The sequence below is a fragment of the Bdellovibrio sp. HCB290 genome, assembly GCF_047305925.1.
GTDB lineage: Bacteria > Bdellovibrionota > Bdellovibrionia > Bdellovibrionales > Bdellovibrionaceae > Bdellovibrio.
Map to the genome: position 1 here is coordinate 405,015 of NZ_CP178620.1, position 18,360 is coordinate 423,374.

Genomic DNA, 18,360 nt, shown 5'->3' on the forward strand with positions numbered 1-18,360 from the left:
ATAAAAGAACCACCATTTAAGGATCTTTTATGCGCGTTATATTGTTAGTTGTCGTATTTTCGTTGATTCAATGCACGTCTGTGAAAAATCCCGGAACTGATTCAGCGAAACGTTCTGCTGCTTCCACTAAAATGATTTTGGACAAAAGCGGTTATGCCTATGATCCGACGGACAGATCCTGTGATGGATTTCCACGTTTGATGGTTGAAACCATGCCGGGAACTTGCCTGGGAATGGTATTGCCAAGAGACCGCGCCCTGGATCCCGCGACCAATAAAGGATTTGTAAAACCCAGAACCATTTTGCAACTGGCAAATTCGAATCAATTTCTGGTGGTCGACATGGGGGGCTGGGGTCCAAAGAATGGACGACTGTTTTTGTTGAAGCCAGGGGCTACGGGTAATTACCAAATCACTTTGTTAAAAGCGGGCTTGGACAATCCACACGGTTTGCGTTTGGGGCCGGATGGATTCTTTTATATCGGCGAAAAGAATCAGATTTCAAAATTTCAGTATATCAATGGCAAGTTGGTAAATTGGCGCATCGTATTTGCGAATCTTGCGCGCAAGGAAGGCTACATGCATCCCTTGTCGCAGTTCGTGTTTGATCCACGAAATGGCGATATGTACATCAACTCTGGTTCTCCAAGTGATCACTGTATTGTTGAAGGAACCGGGGAGTACAAATACTGTTCGGAAGATCAGGCCGAAGGGAATGGCGCTGTTTATCGCGTCCCTGCGGAAAAGCTAAAAAACCCTCCGCCAGAAGGTGTGGGTAATTTTGAGTACGCTGCCATTGGTTTAAGAAACTCCATGGCCATGGTTGTTTCCAGTGCAGGATTCTTGGTGCAAGGTGAAAACGGCCGTGACTTCCCAGAGCTGGAAGAACCCTATGAGGAAATCAACGTTATCGATCTGGATAAAGGCAGAACGCCTCACTATGGTTGGCCGTACTGCTATAATTTTCATGCGACTTCACCAGAGTGGGAGTTTCCAGAAAACGCTAAATTACCCATTCACAAACAGTTCCGCAAACCTGTTGATTGCTCGCTAAGAAACGCAACTGGTATGGGGCAGTATCAGCCTCCCTATATCCTGATGCCTCCCCATGTGGCGCCATTACACATGGATTACTATCGCGGCAGCATGTTCAGTGATTTGTTCGGTGGAAAGCTTCTGGTCACGTGGCATGGATATCAACCGATGGGGCAACGCTTAGTTGCTTACTCCGTTGATGAAAAAGGATTGCCTGTCACCGAGCCGACAACGACAAAGGCTTTTTATCAATTTAATCAACCTGGTGCATGTCCTATCGCCAAGGCATTTCAGCCACGTGGAGGCATGGAAAGACAGGCTTCTTATCAAGAAGTGATTTCGAAATGGAATGAAGTCAAAGGTGTTCGTCCAAAAGGAGCACCGGTCGCGTTTACTGAGGCTAGTGATGGCTCCATTTGGATTGTGGAAGATCGCGAAAATCGCACGATCGTCAGACTTGCACGAACGAATTCTGCCAACTACCGCGAACCATGTGATCGCTCGGCAGTGGTGTTTGATCCGCAAGTTCAAATGCTGGCTTGGCGTTCAGCTATTAAAGACAGTCCCGAGCTGAATCAGGGTTATCAGAATATTCAAAAACAAGTGATTCAAAATTACTGCTTGGGTTGTCACGGCAATATGCAAGCAGACGATGTTGCCAAAGATCGTTTCAGCAATTTGGATTTTTTAATCAAGAATGGCTGGATTGCGCCGCAGGATCTGGAGCGCAGCAAAATGTACGGAGCAATTGCACGTCTTGAAGGATACACTCCAATGCCACCTTTGGATAAGCCACAGTTTTTTGGAACTGCCGAAGGGGAGCGTTTGAACGCTTTGGTTTCGAAGTGGATCGGCGCTTTACCTAAGGATGTGGATGCAAGTTACGCCAAATTCGTGGCGAAAGATAAACGCAATATTCGCATTCAGCCTTCGACTAAAGCAAAAGCTTGCGGTCAGTTGAATCCCGGGGATATTGTGTTCGTCGATCCTCGGCCGGGAAAAGTTATTTCCGCGGACGGGTATTCGTGGAGACGTGTGTATCTGGTACCAGCACACAGTCGTCTTTTCAGGGACACTTGCCCGGCTCCGGAAGACGGCGTTTACTATTTAGCTCAATAAGAAAGTTTTTATGATCAAGGCCCTCAGACAACCCCAACTGCAACGCCTGTGGCTGGGGCAGGCCTTTTCCTCTATCGGTGATGAGATCTACAGAGTTGGATTAACGTGGTTTGCAGTAAGTCTTATGGGCGCCGACACCGGATATTTGACGGCAGGTCAGACAGCCGCTTTGATGCTTCTAAGTTTTGTCGGTGGCAAATGGGCTGATCGCTGGAATCCGCATCAAACTATGATTCGCGTCGATCTGGTGCGCATGGTGATCGTATTGATTCCAGTATTTGTTTCCTTTTTTATGACAGTGCCTTTGTCGCTATTGATTGTGATGGCATTGATATTGGCATCCCTCAGCGCCTTCTTTGATCCGGCCACTCAGGCCATGATTCCGATCTTGGCAAAAGATTTCGATACTATGCAATCCACCAATGGTTTGATGGCAACAACAATTCGTGGCGCACGCATGGTGGGCCCCGCTGTTGTCGGATTGCTTGCGGCCGTGGTGCCAATGATTCATTTTTTTACGATCGACGCATTTACATTTTTAATTTCGGCCATTTCCATTTGGTCTTTAAAAAAGTATTTACCGGAAAATATGATAGCTCCCAAAGGCCGCGTTGGTTTTGGCGAAGCTATTTTGGGTGGCTTTCGATTGATCGAAGAGCATGTCGGGATGAGATATGTTTTCCTGTCGCGGGCTCTGACAGCAGGAGCTTGGAATCTGGCAGTGATCGTGGGGTTTGCGCTCTTGATTCATCAGATCTCTGGCGGAGATGCGCGCATGTTTGGTTTGGTTATGGCCACTTACGGTGTGGGAAATCTGTTGGGAGCTGTGTATTTCGGCAATCGCAAACGCGCAGAGCATCGTCTTTTGTGGATGATGTATCTGGGTTATGTGTTGTGGGGTGCCGGAGTTGTTTGGATCGGACTTGCACCAACGGTGTTTTGGATTGCGGTGGCTTCGATTTATACCGGCTTCTTAGGGCCGATGAATGACCTGGCATTTATTGATTTGATGCAAAGAAAATTTCAAGTATCGGATTTAACCAAGGTGTTTCGCCTGCGCATGGCTGTCGAGTCTTTTGGAACACTGCTATGCACACTCGCTTCGCCCTGGTTGATTAAGATGACATCTGTTCGCACCGTTATTTTGGCCTGCGGCGTGCTTTGGATTATCTGTGGTGGAGTAGGGTTGTTACTCAAATCGACACGAAGCTCTACTTCTCAAGCAGCATAAACCCTGAAAATATACATATAATTTGCTCTGGCTGATTAGTATTACCTAAGCTAATTCATTGAGTTGATGCGCTCGGCTAGAGTAGTATCATTTAAATTGATCTTGCTCATTCGAGCCTTTAAGTTGAGCACGAATGATTACAGAAGGATTCATGAACTTGGTAGACCTAAAGAAGCGCTCGGACATACATTATGCTCGAAAATTTTGGCATATGTCTGCCGTGTTTGCCATGTTTTTGGCCTATGTCTATCTGCCTGAAAAGGTGTCTTTAACTCTTCTGGTTGTTGCCTGGATTTTGTTCGTTCCTTTTGATTTCTTGCGCCACCGTTATCCGGTGCTGAACGATTTCGCAGTTCACGCATTCAAGCCGATCATGCGCCAAAGTGAAGTAAAAAAGCTCGCGGGTACGACTTTTTTACTTACTGGTGTTCTGATAGTTTACGTTATCTTTCCGCGTCCTATCGTGGCTTTGACGTTGTTGTTCCTGGCTTTTGCAGATCCTATCGCCAGCTATTTTGGAATCTTGTACGGTAAGGACAAAATCTTCGGTCACAAGTCCATTCAAGGCTTTATGGCAGCGTTTTTCGTCTGCATGGGTCTGACATTGGCGTTTTTGTTATATCACAATTATCTAACGGATCGCGTGATCGTGATCAGCTTGCTGGCCGGCCTTGTCGGAGCATTTGCAGAGTTGATTCCCGTTGGAAAATTAGATGATAACCTGACGTTGCCATTGATGAGCGCCGTTGGCCTATCTATCCTCTTTTATTTCTTTGGATTTTTCGCCAATGTCGGATAAAACCGATACATGGCAAATGAACACATCGCACACCATCCAAATCTAGATACAGAAGATGCTCGCGCACAGCGCTTGCACATGTACATTTATATTCTTCCAAACTTGATGACGACTGGAAACCTGTTCTCAGGATTCTTCGCTGTTATTCAATCCATTAAGGGTAATTACCTTTGGGCTGCTTACGCGATCGTTGTTGCTGCCGTGTTTGACCAGTTGGATGGCCGTTTGGCGCGTTTGACTCGTTCAACCAGTAAGTTCGGTGCAGAGTACGATTCTCTTTGTGACCTGGTAAGCTTCGGTATGGCTCCGGGTGTTTTGTTGTTCTTGTGGGCATTGCAACCATTCGGCCGTTTGGGTTGGGTTGCGTGTTTCTTGTTCGTGGCTTGCGGAGCCCTTCGTTTGGCGCGCTTCAACGTTCAGGCAAACGTGGTCGAGAAAAACTATTTCCAAGGTCTGCCAATTCCAATGGCTGCCGGTATCGTGGCTTCTTCCGTTCTTGCATTCCAGGATTTGGAATTGGAACCGATGGGTAATTACGGTTTGCTGGTTATGACAATCTTGTTGGCGCTGGTGATGGTTTCAAACTTCCGTTTCCGCAGCTTTAAAGATTTGGATTTGAAAGAGCGTCTGCCATTCCGTTATTTGATTTTGGGAGTCGGCGTTCTAGTAGTTGTAGCACTTCGTCCGGAAGTGATGCTGTTCGTTCTGTTCATGGGCTACGCAGCCTTGGGAGCAGTCTTCGGCGTATTCAAATTGGGTAAAAACATCCGCAAGATCAAGCCTTCGGTATATGCACCAGGGCAGGTTCATGAGAGCGACTTGGTCTATGAGGAAGATGAAGAAGAGACCAAGGACAATGAAAAGAAAACTTAAAGTCGGCGTTGTCGGCGCGACCGGTATGGTCGGCCAAACTTTTATGACTCTTCTGGAAGAGCGTGAGTTCCCTATCGCGGAACTGCGCCCCTTCGCTTCTGAAAACTCCCTGGGTAAAAAAATTGAACTGCAAGGTCAGCAATGGCCCGTGCAGATTCTAAAAGAGGGCTGCTTTGATGGCCTGGATCTGGTGTTCTTTTCTTCAGGGGATGATATCTCTGCAGAGTGGGCTCCGAAAGCCGTGCAGGCTGGGGCTTTCGCCGTGGATAACTCGGCAGCCTTCCGCATGGATCCAAATACAGTGTTGATCGTTCCGGAAGTGAATGGTCACCTGGTAAATAAAGATTCCAAACCTCAAGTGATTGCGAATCCAAACTGTTCCACAATCCAACTTGTTGTCGCTTTGAAACCATTGGCTGAAAAGTTTGGTTTGGAAGAGGTGCGTGTCAGTACCTATCAAGCGGTCAGTGGTGCAGGCCAGGGCGGTTATGATGAGTTGATGGAGCAAACCTCCAAGCACACTCACGACAAGCTTGAACCGAAAACTTTCCCGCACACTATTTTGTTCAATTGTATTCCGCAAATCGGTTCCTTCAACGATCAGGGCTTCTGCAGTGAAGAAGTCAAAATCATGAAAGAAACACGCAAGATCTTGGGTTTACCGCAATTGAAGGTCTCTGCCTTTACGGTGCGTATCCCGGCATTGAACGCGCACAGTGAATCTGTTTGGGTGACTTTGAAAAAGGATACAACTCGCGAAGCAGTGACCGAGGCGTTGGTTTCTCATCCTGGAATTGTTGTTCAGGATGACCCAAAACGCAGCGTTTACCCGCTGGCACGTGAAGTTTCAGGCAAAGACCCTGTTTATGTGGGGCGTATCCACCGTGATCCAGAAGATTCCAAGCTGTGGATGATGTGGGTCGTGTCTGATAACATCCGCAAGGGTGCAGCGCTGAATGGTATTCAAATAGCCGAACAAATCTTCTTCTAGGCCCTCCGCTTTGCAACTGGACCTTTTTGACCAGCCTTGTGTATAAAGTTCCGACGAAGGTCTGGGCGGGCTGGTTGTTTTGACTAATGGCTCGTCCAGTGGTTCGATTAAGGTATGCGCCTTTTTAAGCAGTTCGCTTTATTTTCTACCACGATATTGATGTCCAAGATGGCATTGGCCACTTTGAGTTTTGGAACTGTCGGTGGCGCAACGGCTGTTGATTCCACAACAACTCCAACGAAGCCTATCATCTATGGTGGAATTGCTGGAACGTGCGTAAGTTCAACGACGAATTCTACCTGTGATACGTGTGCCGGAGACGGCCTGAAGCCTTGTAATAAGAATGCTATTTTTCCAGAACTTCAACTGACTATCGTTTTGAATTCTACGACTCCGATTACTTCTGCTGCAGATATTTCAATGAAAATTGATTCCAGCACGGTGAACGGGACTGTTGTCCCTGGCTCCAGTGGAGTTGCTATCACACTCACATGGGCTGATATCTGTTCGAAGGCCATCAACGATTCAACTTGCCTGGCTGACAATTTGAACCATGATTTAGTTATCACAGCAGCTGCGAACTCCACCGGAGCTGCAGGTGGAACTTTTACTTTTCAAATTATTACGTCTGTGGCTGATACTGCTGCTTCTGAATATACTGATTGTCCTGTGGATGTGGCAGTTCCCGCAAGTACGGGACTTTGCAATTTCACCGCATTCCCAGGGGATTCCAAACTTTATGCCCGTGATCTGGGTGCGTCTGACCAATATCCAGCCAGTACTGCCGGCGTGAATTTTACCAGTGCAGTGTTTTTCTATGAACCGCAAACGGGTACAGATCCCAATAACACGACAGTTGCTAAGATCACGAATAAGTCACCCTCGTTTGAAGTTCCAATTAATGTTTCTGCTATGTCTAAGGTATATGTCTCTGGTCTGACAAATGGGACGAACTATTGCATGGTGATGGCGAACAAAGACCTGACTGGGAATATCTATCGCTACACTCCGGTAGCATCAGTATCAGCGGATTCTTTGTGTGGTACGCCAACTCCGGTTGCGGGACTTCTGGATGACAAGAGCTGTTTCATCGCCACGGCGGCGTTTGGCAGTGACATGGCTCCTGAAGTACAAAGCTTCCGTGATTTCAGAAACAAATATCTGCTTCCGTACTCCTGGGGGCGCAGCCTCGTAAAAACTTATTATAAGTACAGTCCTAAGTATGCAAACATGATCGCACAAAACGACACTGCAAAAATCGCAGTTCGTGGCGTGTTGTGGCCGATGCTATTTTTTGCTCGCATGAGCGTGGCTGTTGGTTTCTGGTATGCTCTTGGATTTGTATTGTTAGCAGGTTTGACATTGTGGGGCTTGTATCAGCGCCTGATTCTGGGACGTAACGTTCGGGGTGAACTGTGAAATCACTTTGGTTGGTGTTGGTCGCGCTTTTGGCGGTCACAATGTTTCACACCGCACACGCACAAGAATCTGCTCCGAAAGAGCCACCTTTCGTAGACGAAAGTGAATTTGATGCACCAGCCGCAGATCCTCTTAAAGCAGAAACTGACGATGCGCTTAGCATTGAAGACGAAATCCTGCAAAGTGGCGGACAACCAGTACCTCCACCAGCTCCGGTAACTGCAACACCTGCAGCTCCAGCAGCAAAAGGTCAAAATAACACTGTCGATTTAAATCAAAACGTACCTGAAGCTGGATCCTCTGAAGATTTCTTGCTGGAAGATGAAGAACCGACGGTTGCAGCTCCCACGAATGAAATTCCCGAAGGCGATATCCTGCTGGAAGAACCCACAACTCCAGTTAAAGCTGCAGCCCCTGTATATGCCGACGAAGTCGTCAGTAAATCACGCTCGGGCGGTGTTGAATATATTCGTCATCCCCAGTCAGCTGTTGGTTTGATTCGTATCGAAAAAGACGGCACTTATGTTTATAAAACCAGCGAGAAAAAAGGTTACAGCACTACTGGTGCGTTCCGCTTCGGTATGATGGATTCTCCAAAGATCCAATCAGCAGACGGTACTACTAATTTCGATACCATGTACACGGGGCCTCAGGCGCCGCTATTGATGTTTGATTACGAATGGCAGCCATTCAAAGCATCCAAGAATTTCAAACTTCAAGGTGGCATTGGTTTGTTGATGGCTACCGGACAAGGTCGCTTTACTGAAGACGGAACTGGAACACCTCCGAACCCGACAGCGGGACAAGAAGCTTTAGAAGAGTACACTTTCGTTGCTATTCCACTAAATCTTGGACTGACTTACCGCTTTCAATACGTAGACCGCCAAATCATCGCACCGTTTATTTCGGGTGGTGGATCTTACATTCCAGTCGCAGAATTCCGCGACGATGGCAACGACACCAACTTCGTCGGAACACCTGCAGCGTACGGTGCCGGTGGTTTGATGATCAACATCGGCGCCATGAGCAAAGACACCGCCTACACTCTTCGTACCGAATACAGCATCGCCAACCTTTGGGCGACAGTCGAATATCGCTACCTTTACTCATTCAGTAAAGACGTAGACTTCACTTCAAACATCATCTCAGCCGGCGTCACACTCGACTACTAAAAGGTGCTGGATGATCTTCCCTGAGGAATGAGATGAAAAATACGAATGAGTTTAAAAATCCATTTCATCCAGGAGAGGTTTTGCTAGAGGAATTCTTGATTCCTATGGGGATCTCACAGGCAGAGTTTGCTGAAAAGCTAGGTTGGATGAAGGCAAAACTCAATGAGCTAATTAAAGGCAAAAGGGGCATCACAGCCGAGACCGCCTTGGATTTGTCAGAAGAATTAGGAACTAGTGCCAAGGTTTGGATGGGTATGCAAGTAAGCTACGATCTGGATAAAGCTCGCAAAAACAGAGCAGGCTGATTTCCCTGAAAAATCTGCCGCAGGCGGCGGGTTGTAAATCAAATAGCTGCCTCTGTTCGCAACCTGTGTTAAACCCTCCCGCATGCAAACGACCAAAGTTAAATTCACAGTGGCATACGACGGCACAGGATACTGTGGCTGGCAAAAACAGAAACCCGAAGATCAGGTTTCTGTGGCCCAGGTTATTGAGGAAGCGCTTTGCCGCATCTTCAATGAAAAGATCGTGTTGTTTGCTTCTGGTAGAACCGACGCCGGGGTGCATGCCCTAAATCAGGTTTGCCACTTTTCCACCTCCCGTAAAATCGACCCGGCAAAAAAATGGGACCTGTGCTGGGCCCTGAATTCCCAGCTTCCGGCCGGAATCGTGGTAAAAAAGGCCTGGATCGCACCCGAAGAATTCCATGCGACCCTGTCTGCGACCCATAAGACGTATCGCTATCTATTATTGAATAAGCCCCGCAAAAGTGCCCATTTGGCCCGCTATGCAGCTTGGGAAAGACTTCCTATTGATATCGAACATCTAAAGGAAAGTTCTAAGTTTCTTGTGGGAAATCAAGACTTTAAGAGCTTTCAGTCGGTCGGAACACCGGTTAAAGACACCATTCGCGAGATCTATAAAGCGGACTGGGAATGGCGCAGACCCGGGGTTTTGCAGTTTACGGTTACGGGCAGCGGCTTCCTAAAGCAAATGGTTCGCAACATCGTCGGCACGTCTTTGATGATCGAGAAAAAGGGGCTAAGTCCTGAATATATGAAGGAAATTATCGATGCCCAGGATCGTAAAAAAGCCGGTCCTCCAGCGCCTGCCGAGGGTCTGTACCTTATGAAGGTTTATTATCCCAAGAACCTTGACAATGGGTGCCTAGAACTTTAAAACATCCCTTCCCGCAAACATAGTGTAAGAGCCCGTTGTTAAACTCAAACATCATATTTGCCGAATGTTCGGACGGTAAAACCAGACATTCAAATTTAATTGGAGAACCCTAATAATGAAAACTTTCAATGCAAAAGCAGAAGAAGTTGAAAGAAAATGGTTGATCGTTGATGCCGCTGACCAAAAAGTTGGTCGTGTAGCTACACACGTTGCAAACATTCTTCGTGGTAAAAACAAAGCTATCTACACTCCGAACGTAGACACTGGTGACTTCGTTATCGTGATCAACACGGACAAGATGGAACTTTCTGGAACTAAATGGGATGACAAAAAGTACTACCGTCACTCTCGTTTCTTCGGTTCTATGAAAGAAATGACAGCAGCTCAGGCGAAAGAGAAAGATTCAACTTTCATCATGCACGAAGCTGTTCGCGGTATGCTTCCAACAAACAAGCTATCTCGTCATATCATCATGAAAATGAAAACTTACACTGGCGCAGAGCACCCTCATGCAGCTCAAAAACCAGAACTTCTAACACTTCCAACTAAGAAGTAATTGGAGAGGATAGAATATGGCAGCAGCAGAAAAATTCTTTTATGCAACTGGAAGAAGAAAAACGTCATCAGCACGTGTTTTCTTGAAACCTGGTAAAGGCACTATCACTATCAACGGTAAAAAATCTGAAGACTACCTTAGCCGTATGCAATCTCGCATGGTTATCGTTCAGCCTTTGGATCTTTTGAACCAAATCGGTAAGTTCGACGCAAACATCACTGTAGCAGGTGGTGGTGAGTCTGGACAAGCTGGTGCGATCCGTTTGGGTATCACTCGTGCATTGATCGCTTTCAACCCAGAGTTCAAAGCAACTCTTAAGAAAGCTGGATTCATCACTCGTGACCCTCGTATGGTTGAGCGTAAAAAATACGGTAAATCCGGCGCTCGTCGTAGATTCCAATACTCTAAACGTTAAAATTTGGAGTGTCCGAATCTGGACCAGAACAGAAAAGGGAGCCTATGGCTCCCTTTTTTTATTTCGAACATACATTTCGAATTGTTTATATCTGCTTAATGACTCGCAAGTAACTGGGGAGTTCCTGATCCCAGGTGGTAGTTTCAAGTTTTCCGACCGGGGGAATATGAAGCTGTCATTAATCGTCTCTGCACTTTCTTTAATTGTTCTCAATAACCAAACAGCAAAGGCTTCACCAGTGAATGATACGGGCACGGGCATCGTTGCGCGAGCTGGGGATTGCAGTGTCGTTTCCATTCAGGATGCGTATTTCACATTCTTTGGTCATCAAGGGGCACTGGGGAAGGCTTTGATCGTAAAGGCGCAAATTCGTAATGATGCCTATCAAAAGACCGTTCATATGATCCATGAAAACGGTCATTCAGATCTGGCCGAGAATTCACCTTTGGCTTCGCGTGTGCGTATCGAGTACCAAGGGCAAATCGGAAATATGGATCAGGTTGAATTGACTGATCGAACCATCGGCAGAGAGCTATCAGGGTTGTATCGTGTGACGGTGACAATGTTGGGGCAGATGTCCGATTGTGTTTTTCAAATAGATCGAAAATAAAAAAAAGCCCCGATGTTTTTTCATCGAGGCATTTCGATAATCATTTCTCTTATCTGAGCTATTTTAACTTTTCCCACAAGTAAGTCGTCTTTAATGACTCCCATAAGATGCTTTGCTCAAGGTTTGCATTTCCAGCATGACCACCTTCGGTGTTTTCGTAATAGTACACCGGGTGTTTTTGCTCTTTCATGCGCGCAACAAATTTTCGTGCGTGACCAGGGTGAACCCGATCATCTTTCGTGCTGGTCAGAACCAGAACTTCTGGATACTTCGCCGTCGGGCTTAGCTTTTGATAAGGCGAATACTTTAGAATCGCTTCGCGCATTTCTGGATCGTCGGGATTGCCATATTCATCCATCCAGCTCGCACCAGCCAATAGCTTGTGATAGCGAAGCATATCCAAAAGTGGAACTGAGATGATGGCTGCCTTGTACAAATCAGGGCGCAAAGTGATGGTCGCACCAACAAGCAAGCCGCCATTTGATCCACCTGAAATCGCCAAATGCTCTGGTGAAGTGATTCCGCGTTTGATCAGATCTTCAGAGATAGCGATATTGTCTTCGTAGACTTTGTAGCGATTCTTTTTCAGAACTGATTTGTGCCAGTTCGGACCGAACTCTCCACCGCCGCGTAAGTTTGTCAGTACGTAGACTCCGCCTTTTTCTGACCAGACTTTCCCGGTAGCACTTAGATACCCAGGAGTCATCGAGTTCTGGAAGCCACCATAACCGTATTGCAGGGTCGGATTATTTCCATCCAGCTTCATGTCTTTTTTGTGTACGACGAAGTATGGGATTTTGGTGCCATCAGCACTATTGGCCTCAAATCGGGAGGTCGTCAATGATGAAGCATCAAAGCGTTTTGGTGATTGTTTTAACAGCGTTAATTTGTTGGTCGCATCGGCTGCATTGGCAACGAATGTCGACGTGGGAGTCAGAAAATCAGTATATGAAGCCAAATAAGTGTCAGACTCTTCTTCAGAATCATAACACGAAGCCATTCCATTTTCGCCCAAAGCAATTGGTTCTGCTTTCCATATGTTTGGTGGAGAAAAAGAGATCTTTTCCATGCGAGTCAGGACGTTGTCTGAAACCGTAGAGATAAAGTAATTCTTGGTTAAACATCCGCCTTGTATGAAGCGTTTATCGGTCGGAGCAAATACAAGCTGCAGGCTTTCCATTGCCGCTTCGCCCTTGCTGAACTGATCCATTGGCAAAGCAACCAGGGAGCCGGATTTGAATTTCTTAAAGTCAGAGCGAAGCTCAAGCAACAGGTTCCCTTTGAACAAACCCCAGCTTTCGGCATCATCAGGTTTGTGAATTAGAACGCTTTCCCCTGAAGGATCATCAAACCAAATTTTTGTAGAGTAAAATCCGCTGCGAAGCTGGCGAAAGTGATAGGCTTTTCCTTGGTCATAATTGGTGTAGGCGGAAATAGACATATCCGTCTTTTTGGCTTCGGCCAAAGTTTCGGCGGAAGTTAATGGCGTACCGCGCTTCCAGGTTTTTACGATGCGCGGATAGCCTGAGTCTGTCAGCGAGTCAGGACCCCAGTTTGTTCCCACGAACAGGGTGTCTTCGTCTTTCCAGGAAGCATTGGTTTTTGCTTCAGGAATCGCAAAACCATCTTTCACAAAGGATTTTGTTTTCAGATCGAACTCGCGAACGACAGAGGCGTCTTTGCCGCCGCGGGAAAGATACATCAACACGCGATCATAATTTGGTTTGCGGAATACAGTGCCCTTCCAGACCCAGTTTTCATTTTCAGCCTTTGCCAGCTTGTCCAAGTCCAAAATGATTTCCCATTTGGGATTTCCGGATTTGTAGCTTTCAACGGTGGTTTTTCTCCACAAGCCGCGCAGATTTTTTTCATCTTGCCAGTAGTTGTAAAGCTCTCCGTTCGTCAAAGAAACCGCAGGAACACGGTCTTTGGCGAAGAATATTTTGCGGTAATCAGCTTCGATGCCTTTGAACATCGGATTGCTTTTGAAATGCTTCAGAGTAACTTCGTTTTCGGCTTTGGCGAATTCCAAAGGTTTTTGCCCTTCGACTTCTTCCAACCAAAGATAAGGATCCTGGCTTTGTGCTGCCATTTGAATTTGCTCCTTTTGAAGTGAGGAGCTTGAACAACCCGCAAGCAAAGCTATTGTCAGGGCGAATTTGAATTTATAAGAAGTATTCATTTGGGGCTCCGATTTGACCCTAAATTAAAGATCGAATCGAAGCCTGTGACAAGTGACAAGTGAAAGGTCGCGCCAGAGGTGAAGACACACTTTGGTAGCGGTGCTGCGGCATAGATCGCAGCACTTATGTTTGTTTTAGGCTGCGACTTTATCGTCGTGCCAGCCGGCCTTTTTACGGCCATTTAACATCAAATTAAGCTCATCTGTCGCGGCACTCAAAGATTCTGCTTCACCCATTAATACGCTGGATGATTGCGATAGATCTTCCGCTACAGCTGCATTGGTCTGAGTAGTTTTATCAATCTCGCTCATCGCTTGGCTTAATTGCTTGATTCCCAAAGCTTGCTGCTGGCAGGCTTCAGAGATCTCACCATTCAGTGCAGATACTTTTTCGATAGATGTGATAATTTTTGTAAGAGCTGATCCAGAGTTATCAGCGACTTTAGTTCCGCGTTCAGCTTGCGCAACGCTTTCCTTAATCAAACCGCTGATTTCTTTTGCGGCGTTGGCAGATCTTTGGGCCAGTGTTCTGACGGCGTCAGCAACAACTGCGAAGCCTTTACCTTGCTCACCAGCACGGGCTGCTTCTACGGCTGCATTCAAAGCCAACAGATTCGTTTGGAAAGCGATGTCATCGATAACAGATATAATCTCTTCGATCTTTTTGGAGCCAGAGTAGATCTCTTTCATGTACGTGATCAGTTGTTCAATCTCGCGACCGCCATCGGTAGCTGCGCGCGTGCTTTCAGAGGAAAGATTTGCTGCCGCCGCGGCACCTTCGGCATTTCTTTGAATCATACTGGACATTTCCTCCAGGGACGCAACAGTTTCTTCAATAGAAGCAGCCTGAGTCGTCGAGGATTGTGATAGCTTCACATTTGATTCAGAAATGCTCTGAGACTTGGAAGTGGTTTCAGTAACGGAGTGGTGAACACGGTCCACAACCATTTTAAGTGCTCCAACAAGTTTGCGTTGGAAAAGGAATCCCAAGCTTACGACAGACAGAACCAAAATGCAGATCATGCCCAAAAGGATCTGTTTCTTCTGAGTGCTATCTTTGTCTGCAGAGGCCAGAAGCTCGGCAGTTTTTTTATCTGTCTCTGTTGCGGCCTTATCCAGTTGCTCGAAAATCTTTTCAGCAATGGGATTCAGATTGTTCAGGATTTTATTGGCGGAGGTTGGAAGATCATTGTTGGCAAGAGAAGCCTGAATATCTGTCCAACTGGCTTCGTATTTTGCAAACTCAGCATTGATGCTTTGGCAGTTGCCGCCACATTTTTCTTTTAATGTTTTAAGCTCCTTAATAAATCCACCCACAAGTTCTACGCGAATGTCGCGGGAGTCTTTATCTGTATCTGCAGCAATGGGCAGAATGTTCGAGTGAACTAAAGCCATCGATTTGATGATTTTATTCTGAATCGATAGTGAAGAGATGCCGAATTCACTGACTCCACTTAGTGTCGCAAGGGCTTTTTGGCTGGTGTAGAAGAATGCACACCCGACAAACAACACGAACGAGGCAGATGCGAATACATATAATAATAGTGATTTACCGATGCCGATTTTCTTGAACACACGAGACTCCTTAGCATTTCACATTTGGCTGATCGGATTGTGGTCGGGAAACTTAACCGAATTTTGAACACTTTCGGCCTTCTATCGTGCACTTAACCCCTATATTTCGCGACGTTAGTCCGATAAACATGGTTTTGGTATGGACCTTCGTAGGGATTTCCTAAACAAAAGTCCTGCAGAATTTCTCTACCTTCGTCAAACATTGTCAAGTTTCATTGACCGCAAAACGAGAGAACTTCAGGCTTTCGTAAGGACACCGAATGGAGGATGTTTATGTTGAAATGGGTCTTGGCGACTCTGGCGACTGTGATGCTTTTCTCTGGCCATGCTATGGCACAAGGAAAAGTGGAGCTGGTTCAAGCAGCAATTAAGAAAGCTTGCAGTAAAGATTTGGCAAATGATGAAGCTCTTAGACAGGTAAAGAATCTTTTCTTGTCTTGTGTACCGGGTGACAAAGTGGACGTGGATGGTTGTAAAGTTCCATGTTTGAAAGAAAACTCCGGCGCAGTTGTTGGTCAATAATCATCTTAAGGAATTTAACATCATGAAAAACAATTTCAAAAAAATCTCAGCAGCATTCATCGCAGGTATGTTGATGGTTCCAACAGCTCAAGCAGCGACTCTTGAAGAGCGCGTGTCAGAGTTGGAAGCAAATCAATCCCTGAACATCTTTAACTTCAGCGGTACGTTTACGACTCGTTTTGATGACATCATTAAGGCGGAGCAAACTCAGCCAGCGACGGATGCGTTTGGTCAAGATGCTACGTTTGACAGCAAAGATTTGACGTACCTTCGCATGAAATTTCAATTCAATATTGATGCGAACGTTTCTAAGAACATTAAGTTCTATTCTCGTCTGACGACATCTAAACATTTCAATACTTTCTATCAACAAGATGCAACTTCAAGCAATTCTGATGATTTGTCTGCTTCAAATGCGTACGACAGTTCACGCGTTGTTCTAGAAAAAGCTTATGCTGATTTCACGGTTGCAGATGGATTGACGCTATTTGTAGGTCGCCTTCCAACAGTTGACGGTCAACCACAAAACTATAAAGACGGTCGTGCACGCATGGGTACTTACCCAATGCTTTCTTACGATTCTGTTCTTGATGGTATGGGTTTGTCTTACAAAATGGACCAGTGGATGCCACAAGGTCAGACTTTGGCATTCCGTGCTTTGTACACTCCGTTTTCACAATACTACGCGGGTTCTTCTGGTGCATATACAACGACACCAACAACACAAGCCGGAGCGAACTTACCAACAAACTCTGCTGGTTACGGTGTAATGCTTGATTACGGAATCAGCGATATGAGCTGGGCAGATAGCATGGGCTTGGTATTGTTGAATTTCCAAACTTCAGACATTTATTATGCGAGTCCAGATACTACAACGTTGGGCGTGAGTAGCCTTACACTTAAAGTTGGTGGAACTACTTTGGCTTGGGAGCTGAACGGAATCGCAAAAACTGGTTGGGATTTGTCTGCAAGTTATCTTGCAAGTACTTTGAACTCTAACGGTCAACTTGCAGCAAATATTCCAGGAACCGGATTCGGTACTTCAAAAAGTGACGACACCAATACTGGTAGTGTTTTCTTGCTTTCAACTCGTTACAGAATGGGTTCTTGGATCTTCGGTGGTGAGTGGGTGAATGGTTCTGAGAATTCATTCTACTACGCAACTGCAACTGAAGACTTGACGAACTTCTACAGCACACACGGTAATGGTTACCACGCGTATGTGACTAAGAAATTTACTCAAAATCTGGCATTCCGTGTTGGTTATATGTTGCAAGACTATGACTACACTCCGACAGGTATTGGTGCAGTGAAAGCTTCCGATCGTAAGATCGAAACTGGCTACGCGAATCTTCGTCTAGATTTCTAATCAAATCAGTTTTCGTTTCCTGATTTGATCAAGGCTCCTGCCAAGGCAGGGGCCTTTTTTATTGGTACGGACTTACTTCGCAGGTAAGTCCGTACCTTTTCGGGAATAAAAAAAAGGGAGCTACTTGAGCTCCCTTTTCTTTTGGACAAAGTGTGTCCGTACCTAATTACTTAGTGCAAGAAATTGGGTAGATGTTGCCGTTCGCAGCCATGAAGCCAGAGAACGCACCTTTGTCAGCGCTAACGCCGAAGAAACCAGTGTTTCTGATTACGCCGTCTTCAGTTTGAGCAGATTTTTCAGTCAATGCCAAAGTTTGCAAGTAACCTTGTTTCAATTGATTAGCAACAGTGCCTTTATCCAATTGAGCGAAGAAAGTTGAAGAACCAGTTTTTTCTTTAACTTCCATAGTTAGGAAATCAACAGAAGTATCGTCACCGATAGTGATGTTGATAGTTGCTGCTTTACCTTTTGAAGGTGCAGAGCATTTCAAAACAGTGGCATCAGCGAAAGCTGTAGAACCAGCAAGAACAAGAGCTGCTACGATCATTTTTTTCATTGAAGTCTCCTTAGTTGTTATTCAGTGAACCAGAACGAGGCTATTTCACCGACTATGGTCTAGCAATGCAAATGCATTGCGCAATATAGGGGACTTGAGGAGGGTGGGTGTAAGTTCACACAGAATTTCACCGTACCAAGGTCAAGTTCCTTACAGCCTTACCGATAGGTCATAAACGGGGGATAGTGAATGAAAAAGGGCGGGTTGGTTCTTCTTGCCGGTTGTCTCATATTGGGATTTCAAAACTGCAGTCAGTCGAATCTTTCAGCGACCGAGCTTTCGGCGCCGTCCACCCACGTTGTTCTGCCTTCAGATAGTAAATCAGATGAATCCATCGCCATCACTTCCCTGGAAATTCCCGTTCCTCAAGGTGTGTTGTCAGTTGATGCCAAGACCGGCCGAATTCAACTGATTGATCGAAATCTTTCTGTTTTAGAAGAATCCTGCCTGCAGCCTTCAGAGGTGGCCGAACTACAAAGTTATCTGAAGACCAGCAATGTTTGTGGCAAACCCGCTCCGGAGGAAGATGTTATGTGCGCGCAATCGTACAACGCAGGTTATGCGACTCTGATCCTGGGGGAGCAAAAGTTGAATCTGGGCGAAAGCTATGACTCCTGTGGCAGAGGCTACAAAGACATTTGCGGAGAGCAGGCATCGCAATCATTCAGAGGCTTGATCGCCTACATCCAAAAGAACTATCACGGCATGCTTTGCGAATAGACGAAAAGGTACGGACACACTTTCTCCATATCCACTCG

Annotated in this window: 18 protein-coding genes; 15 read left to right on the plus strand and 3 right to left on the minus strand. The window is 46.1% G+C overall.

Annotated elements, in window-relative coordinates; all coding sequences use genetic code 11:
- The first annotated feature begins 29 nt into the window (after window positions 1–29).
- The 12 genes from ACLVWU_RS02050 (at window position 30) to ACLVWU_RS02105 (ending at window position 11,398) form a co-directional block, all read left to right on the plus strand.
- Complete coding sequence (locus ACLVWU_RS02050) at window positions 30–2,153, plus strand: PQQ-dependent sugar dehydrogenase (protein WP_413576840.1); 2,124 nt, start codon at window positions 30–32, stop codon at window positions 2,151–2,153.
- A 10-nt stretch (window positions 2,154–2,163) separates the two neighbouring features.
- On the plus strand, window positions 2,164–3,384 hold the full coding sequence (locus ACLVWU_RS02055; RefSeq protein WP_413576841.1) for an MFS transporter: 1,221 nt from the start codon (window positions 2,164–2,166) through the stop codon (window positions 3,382–3,384).
- A gap of 151 nt (window positions 3,385–3,535) precedes the next feature.
- Window positions 3,536–4,183: a diacylglycerol/polyprenol kinase family protein gene (locus ACLVWU_RS02060; RefSeq protein WP_413576843.1), complete on the plus strand. Its 648-nt coding sequence runs from the start codon at window positions 3,536–3,538 to the stop codon at window positions 4,181–4,183.
- Window positions 4,184–4,192: 9 nt separating this feature from the next.
- Window positions 4,193–5,056: a CDP-diacylglycerol--serine O-phosphatidyltransferase gene (pssA, locus tag ACLVWU_RS02065; RefSeq protein ID WP_413576845.1), complete on the plus strand. Its 864-nt coding sequence runs from the start codon at window positions 4,193–4,195 to the stop codon at window positions 5,054–5,056.
- Window positions 5,040–6,047 (plus strand): aspartate-semialdehyde dehydrogenase, encoded by a 1,008-nt coding sequence (locus ACLVWU_RS02070; RefSeq protein WP_413576847.1) that lies wholly within the window; start codon window positions 5,040–5,042, stop codon window positions 6,045–6,047. The genes pssA and ACLVWU_RS02070 overlap by 17 nt, the downstream gene beginning before the upstream one ends.
- A gap of 114 nt (window positions 6,048–6,161) precedes the next feature.
- Window positions 6,162–7,466: a CFI-box-CTERM domain-containing protein gene (locus ACLVWU_RS02075; RefSeq protein WP_413576848.1), complete on the plus strand. Its 1,305-nt coding sequence runs from the start codon at window positions 6,162–6,164 to the stop codon at window positions 7,464–7,466.
- Window positions 7,463–8,638, plus strand: a complete 1,176-nt coding sequence (locus tag ACLVWU_RS02080) for a hypothetical protein (RefSeq protein ID WP_413576849.1) — start codon at window positions 7,463–7,465, stop codon at window positions 8,636–8,638. Before ACLVWU_RS02075 ends, ACLVWU_RS02080 begins: the two co-directional genes overlap by 4 nt.
- A gap of 32 nt (window positions 8,639–8,670) precedes the next feature.
- Window positions 8,671–8,943: a HigA family addiction module antitoxin gene (locus ACLVWU_RS02085; protein ID WP_413576851.1), complete on the plus strand. Its 273-nt coding sequence runs from the start codon at window positions 8,671–8,673 to the stop codon at window positions 8,941–8,943.
- Window positions 8,944–9,025: 82 nt separating this feature from the next.
- Window positions 9,026–9,817 carry a tRNA pseudouridine(38-40) synthase TruA gene (gene truA, locus ACLVWU_RS02090; protein ID WP_413576852.1) on the plus strand — a complete coding sequence of 264 codons (792 nt, stop codon included), beginning with the start codon at window positions 9,026–9,028 and terminating at the stop codon, window positions 9,815–9,817.
- A 115-nt stretch (window positions 9,818–9,932) separates the two neighbouring features.
- The gene (gene rplM, locus ACLVWU_RS02095; RefSeq protein ID WP_413576854.1) at window positions 9,933–10,373 is read left to right on the plus strand and encodes a 50S ribosomal protein L13; all 441 of its coding nucleotides are present in this window, start codon (window positions 9,933–9,935) and stop codon (window positions 10,371–10,373) included.
- Between the two features lie 16 nt (window positions 10,374–10,389).
- Window positions 10,390–10,788, plus strand: a complete 399-nt coding sequence (gene rpsI, locus ACLVWU_RS02100) for a 30S ribosomal protein S9 (RefSeq protein WP_413576856.1) — start codon at window positions 10,390–10,392, stop codon at window positions 10,786–10,788.
- Between the two features lie 166 nt (window positions 10,789–10,954).
- A complete protein-coding gene (locus tag ACLVWU_RS02105) occupies window positions 10,955–11,398 on the plus strand; it encodes a hypothetical protein (RefSeq protein WP_413576858.1) in 444 nt (147 codons plus the stop codon).
- A 58-nt stretch (window positions 11,399–11,456) separates the two neighbouring features.
- On the opposite strand, the gene ACLVWU_RS02110 is transcribed toward ACLVWU_RS02105, so the two are convergent.
- The gene (locus ACLVWU_RS02110; RefSeq protein WP_413576859.1) at window positions 11,457–13,580 is read right to left on the minus strand and encodes a prolyl oligopeptidase family serine peptidase; all 2,124 of its coding nucleotides are present in this window, start codon (window positions 13,578–13,580) and stop codon (window positions 11,457–11,459) included.
- Between the two features lie 135 nt (window positions 13,581–13,715).
- Window positions 13,716–15,155: a methyl-accepting chemotaxis protein gene (locus tag ACLVWU_RS02115; protein WP_413576861.1), complete on the minus strand. Its 1,440-nt coding sequence runs from the start codon at window positions 15,153–15,155 to the stop codon at window positions 13,716–13,718.
- Between the two features lie 273 nt (window positions 15,156–15,428).
- Here ACLVWU_RS02115 and ACLVWU_RS02120 point away from each other — a divergent pair, with 273 nt between their 5' ends.
- A complete protein-coding gene (locus ACLVWU_RS02120) occupies window positions 15,429–15,677 on the plus strand; it encodes a hypothetical protein (protein WP_413576863.1) in 249 nt (82 codons plus the stop codon).
- 22 nt (window positions 15,678–15,699) lie between these two features.
- Window positions 15,700–17,046 (plus strand): DUF3373 family protein, encoded by a 1,347-nt coding sequence (locus ACLVWU_RS02125; protein ID WP_413576865.1) that lies wholly within the window; start codon window positions 15,700–15,702, stop codon window positions 17,044–17,046.
- A gap of 166 nt (window positions 17,047–17,212) precedes the next feature.
- Here the strand turns inward: ACLVWU_RS02125 and ACLVWU_RS02130 are convergent, their stop codons facing one another.
- Window positions 17,213–17,602 (minus strand): hypothetical protein, encoded by a 390-nt coding sequence (locus ACLVWU_RS02130; RefSeq protein WP_413576866.1) that lies wholly within the window; start codon window positions 17,600–17,602, stop codon window positions 17,213–17,215.
- A 189-nt stretch (window positions 17,603–17,791) separates the two neighbouring features.
- Between ACLVWU_RS02130 and ACLVWU_RS02135 the strand changes: the two genes are divergently transcribed.
- Window positions 17,792–18,322 carry a hypothetical protein gene (locus ACLVWU_RS02135; RefSeq protein ID WP_413576867.1) on the plus strand — a complete coding sequence of 177 codons (531 nt, stop codon included), beginning with the start codon at window positions 17,792–17,794 and terminating at the stop codon, window positions 18,320–18,322.
- Window positions 18,323–18,360: the final 38 nt, after the last annotated feature.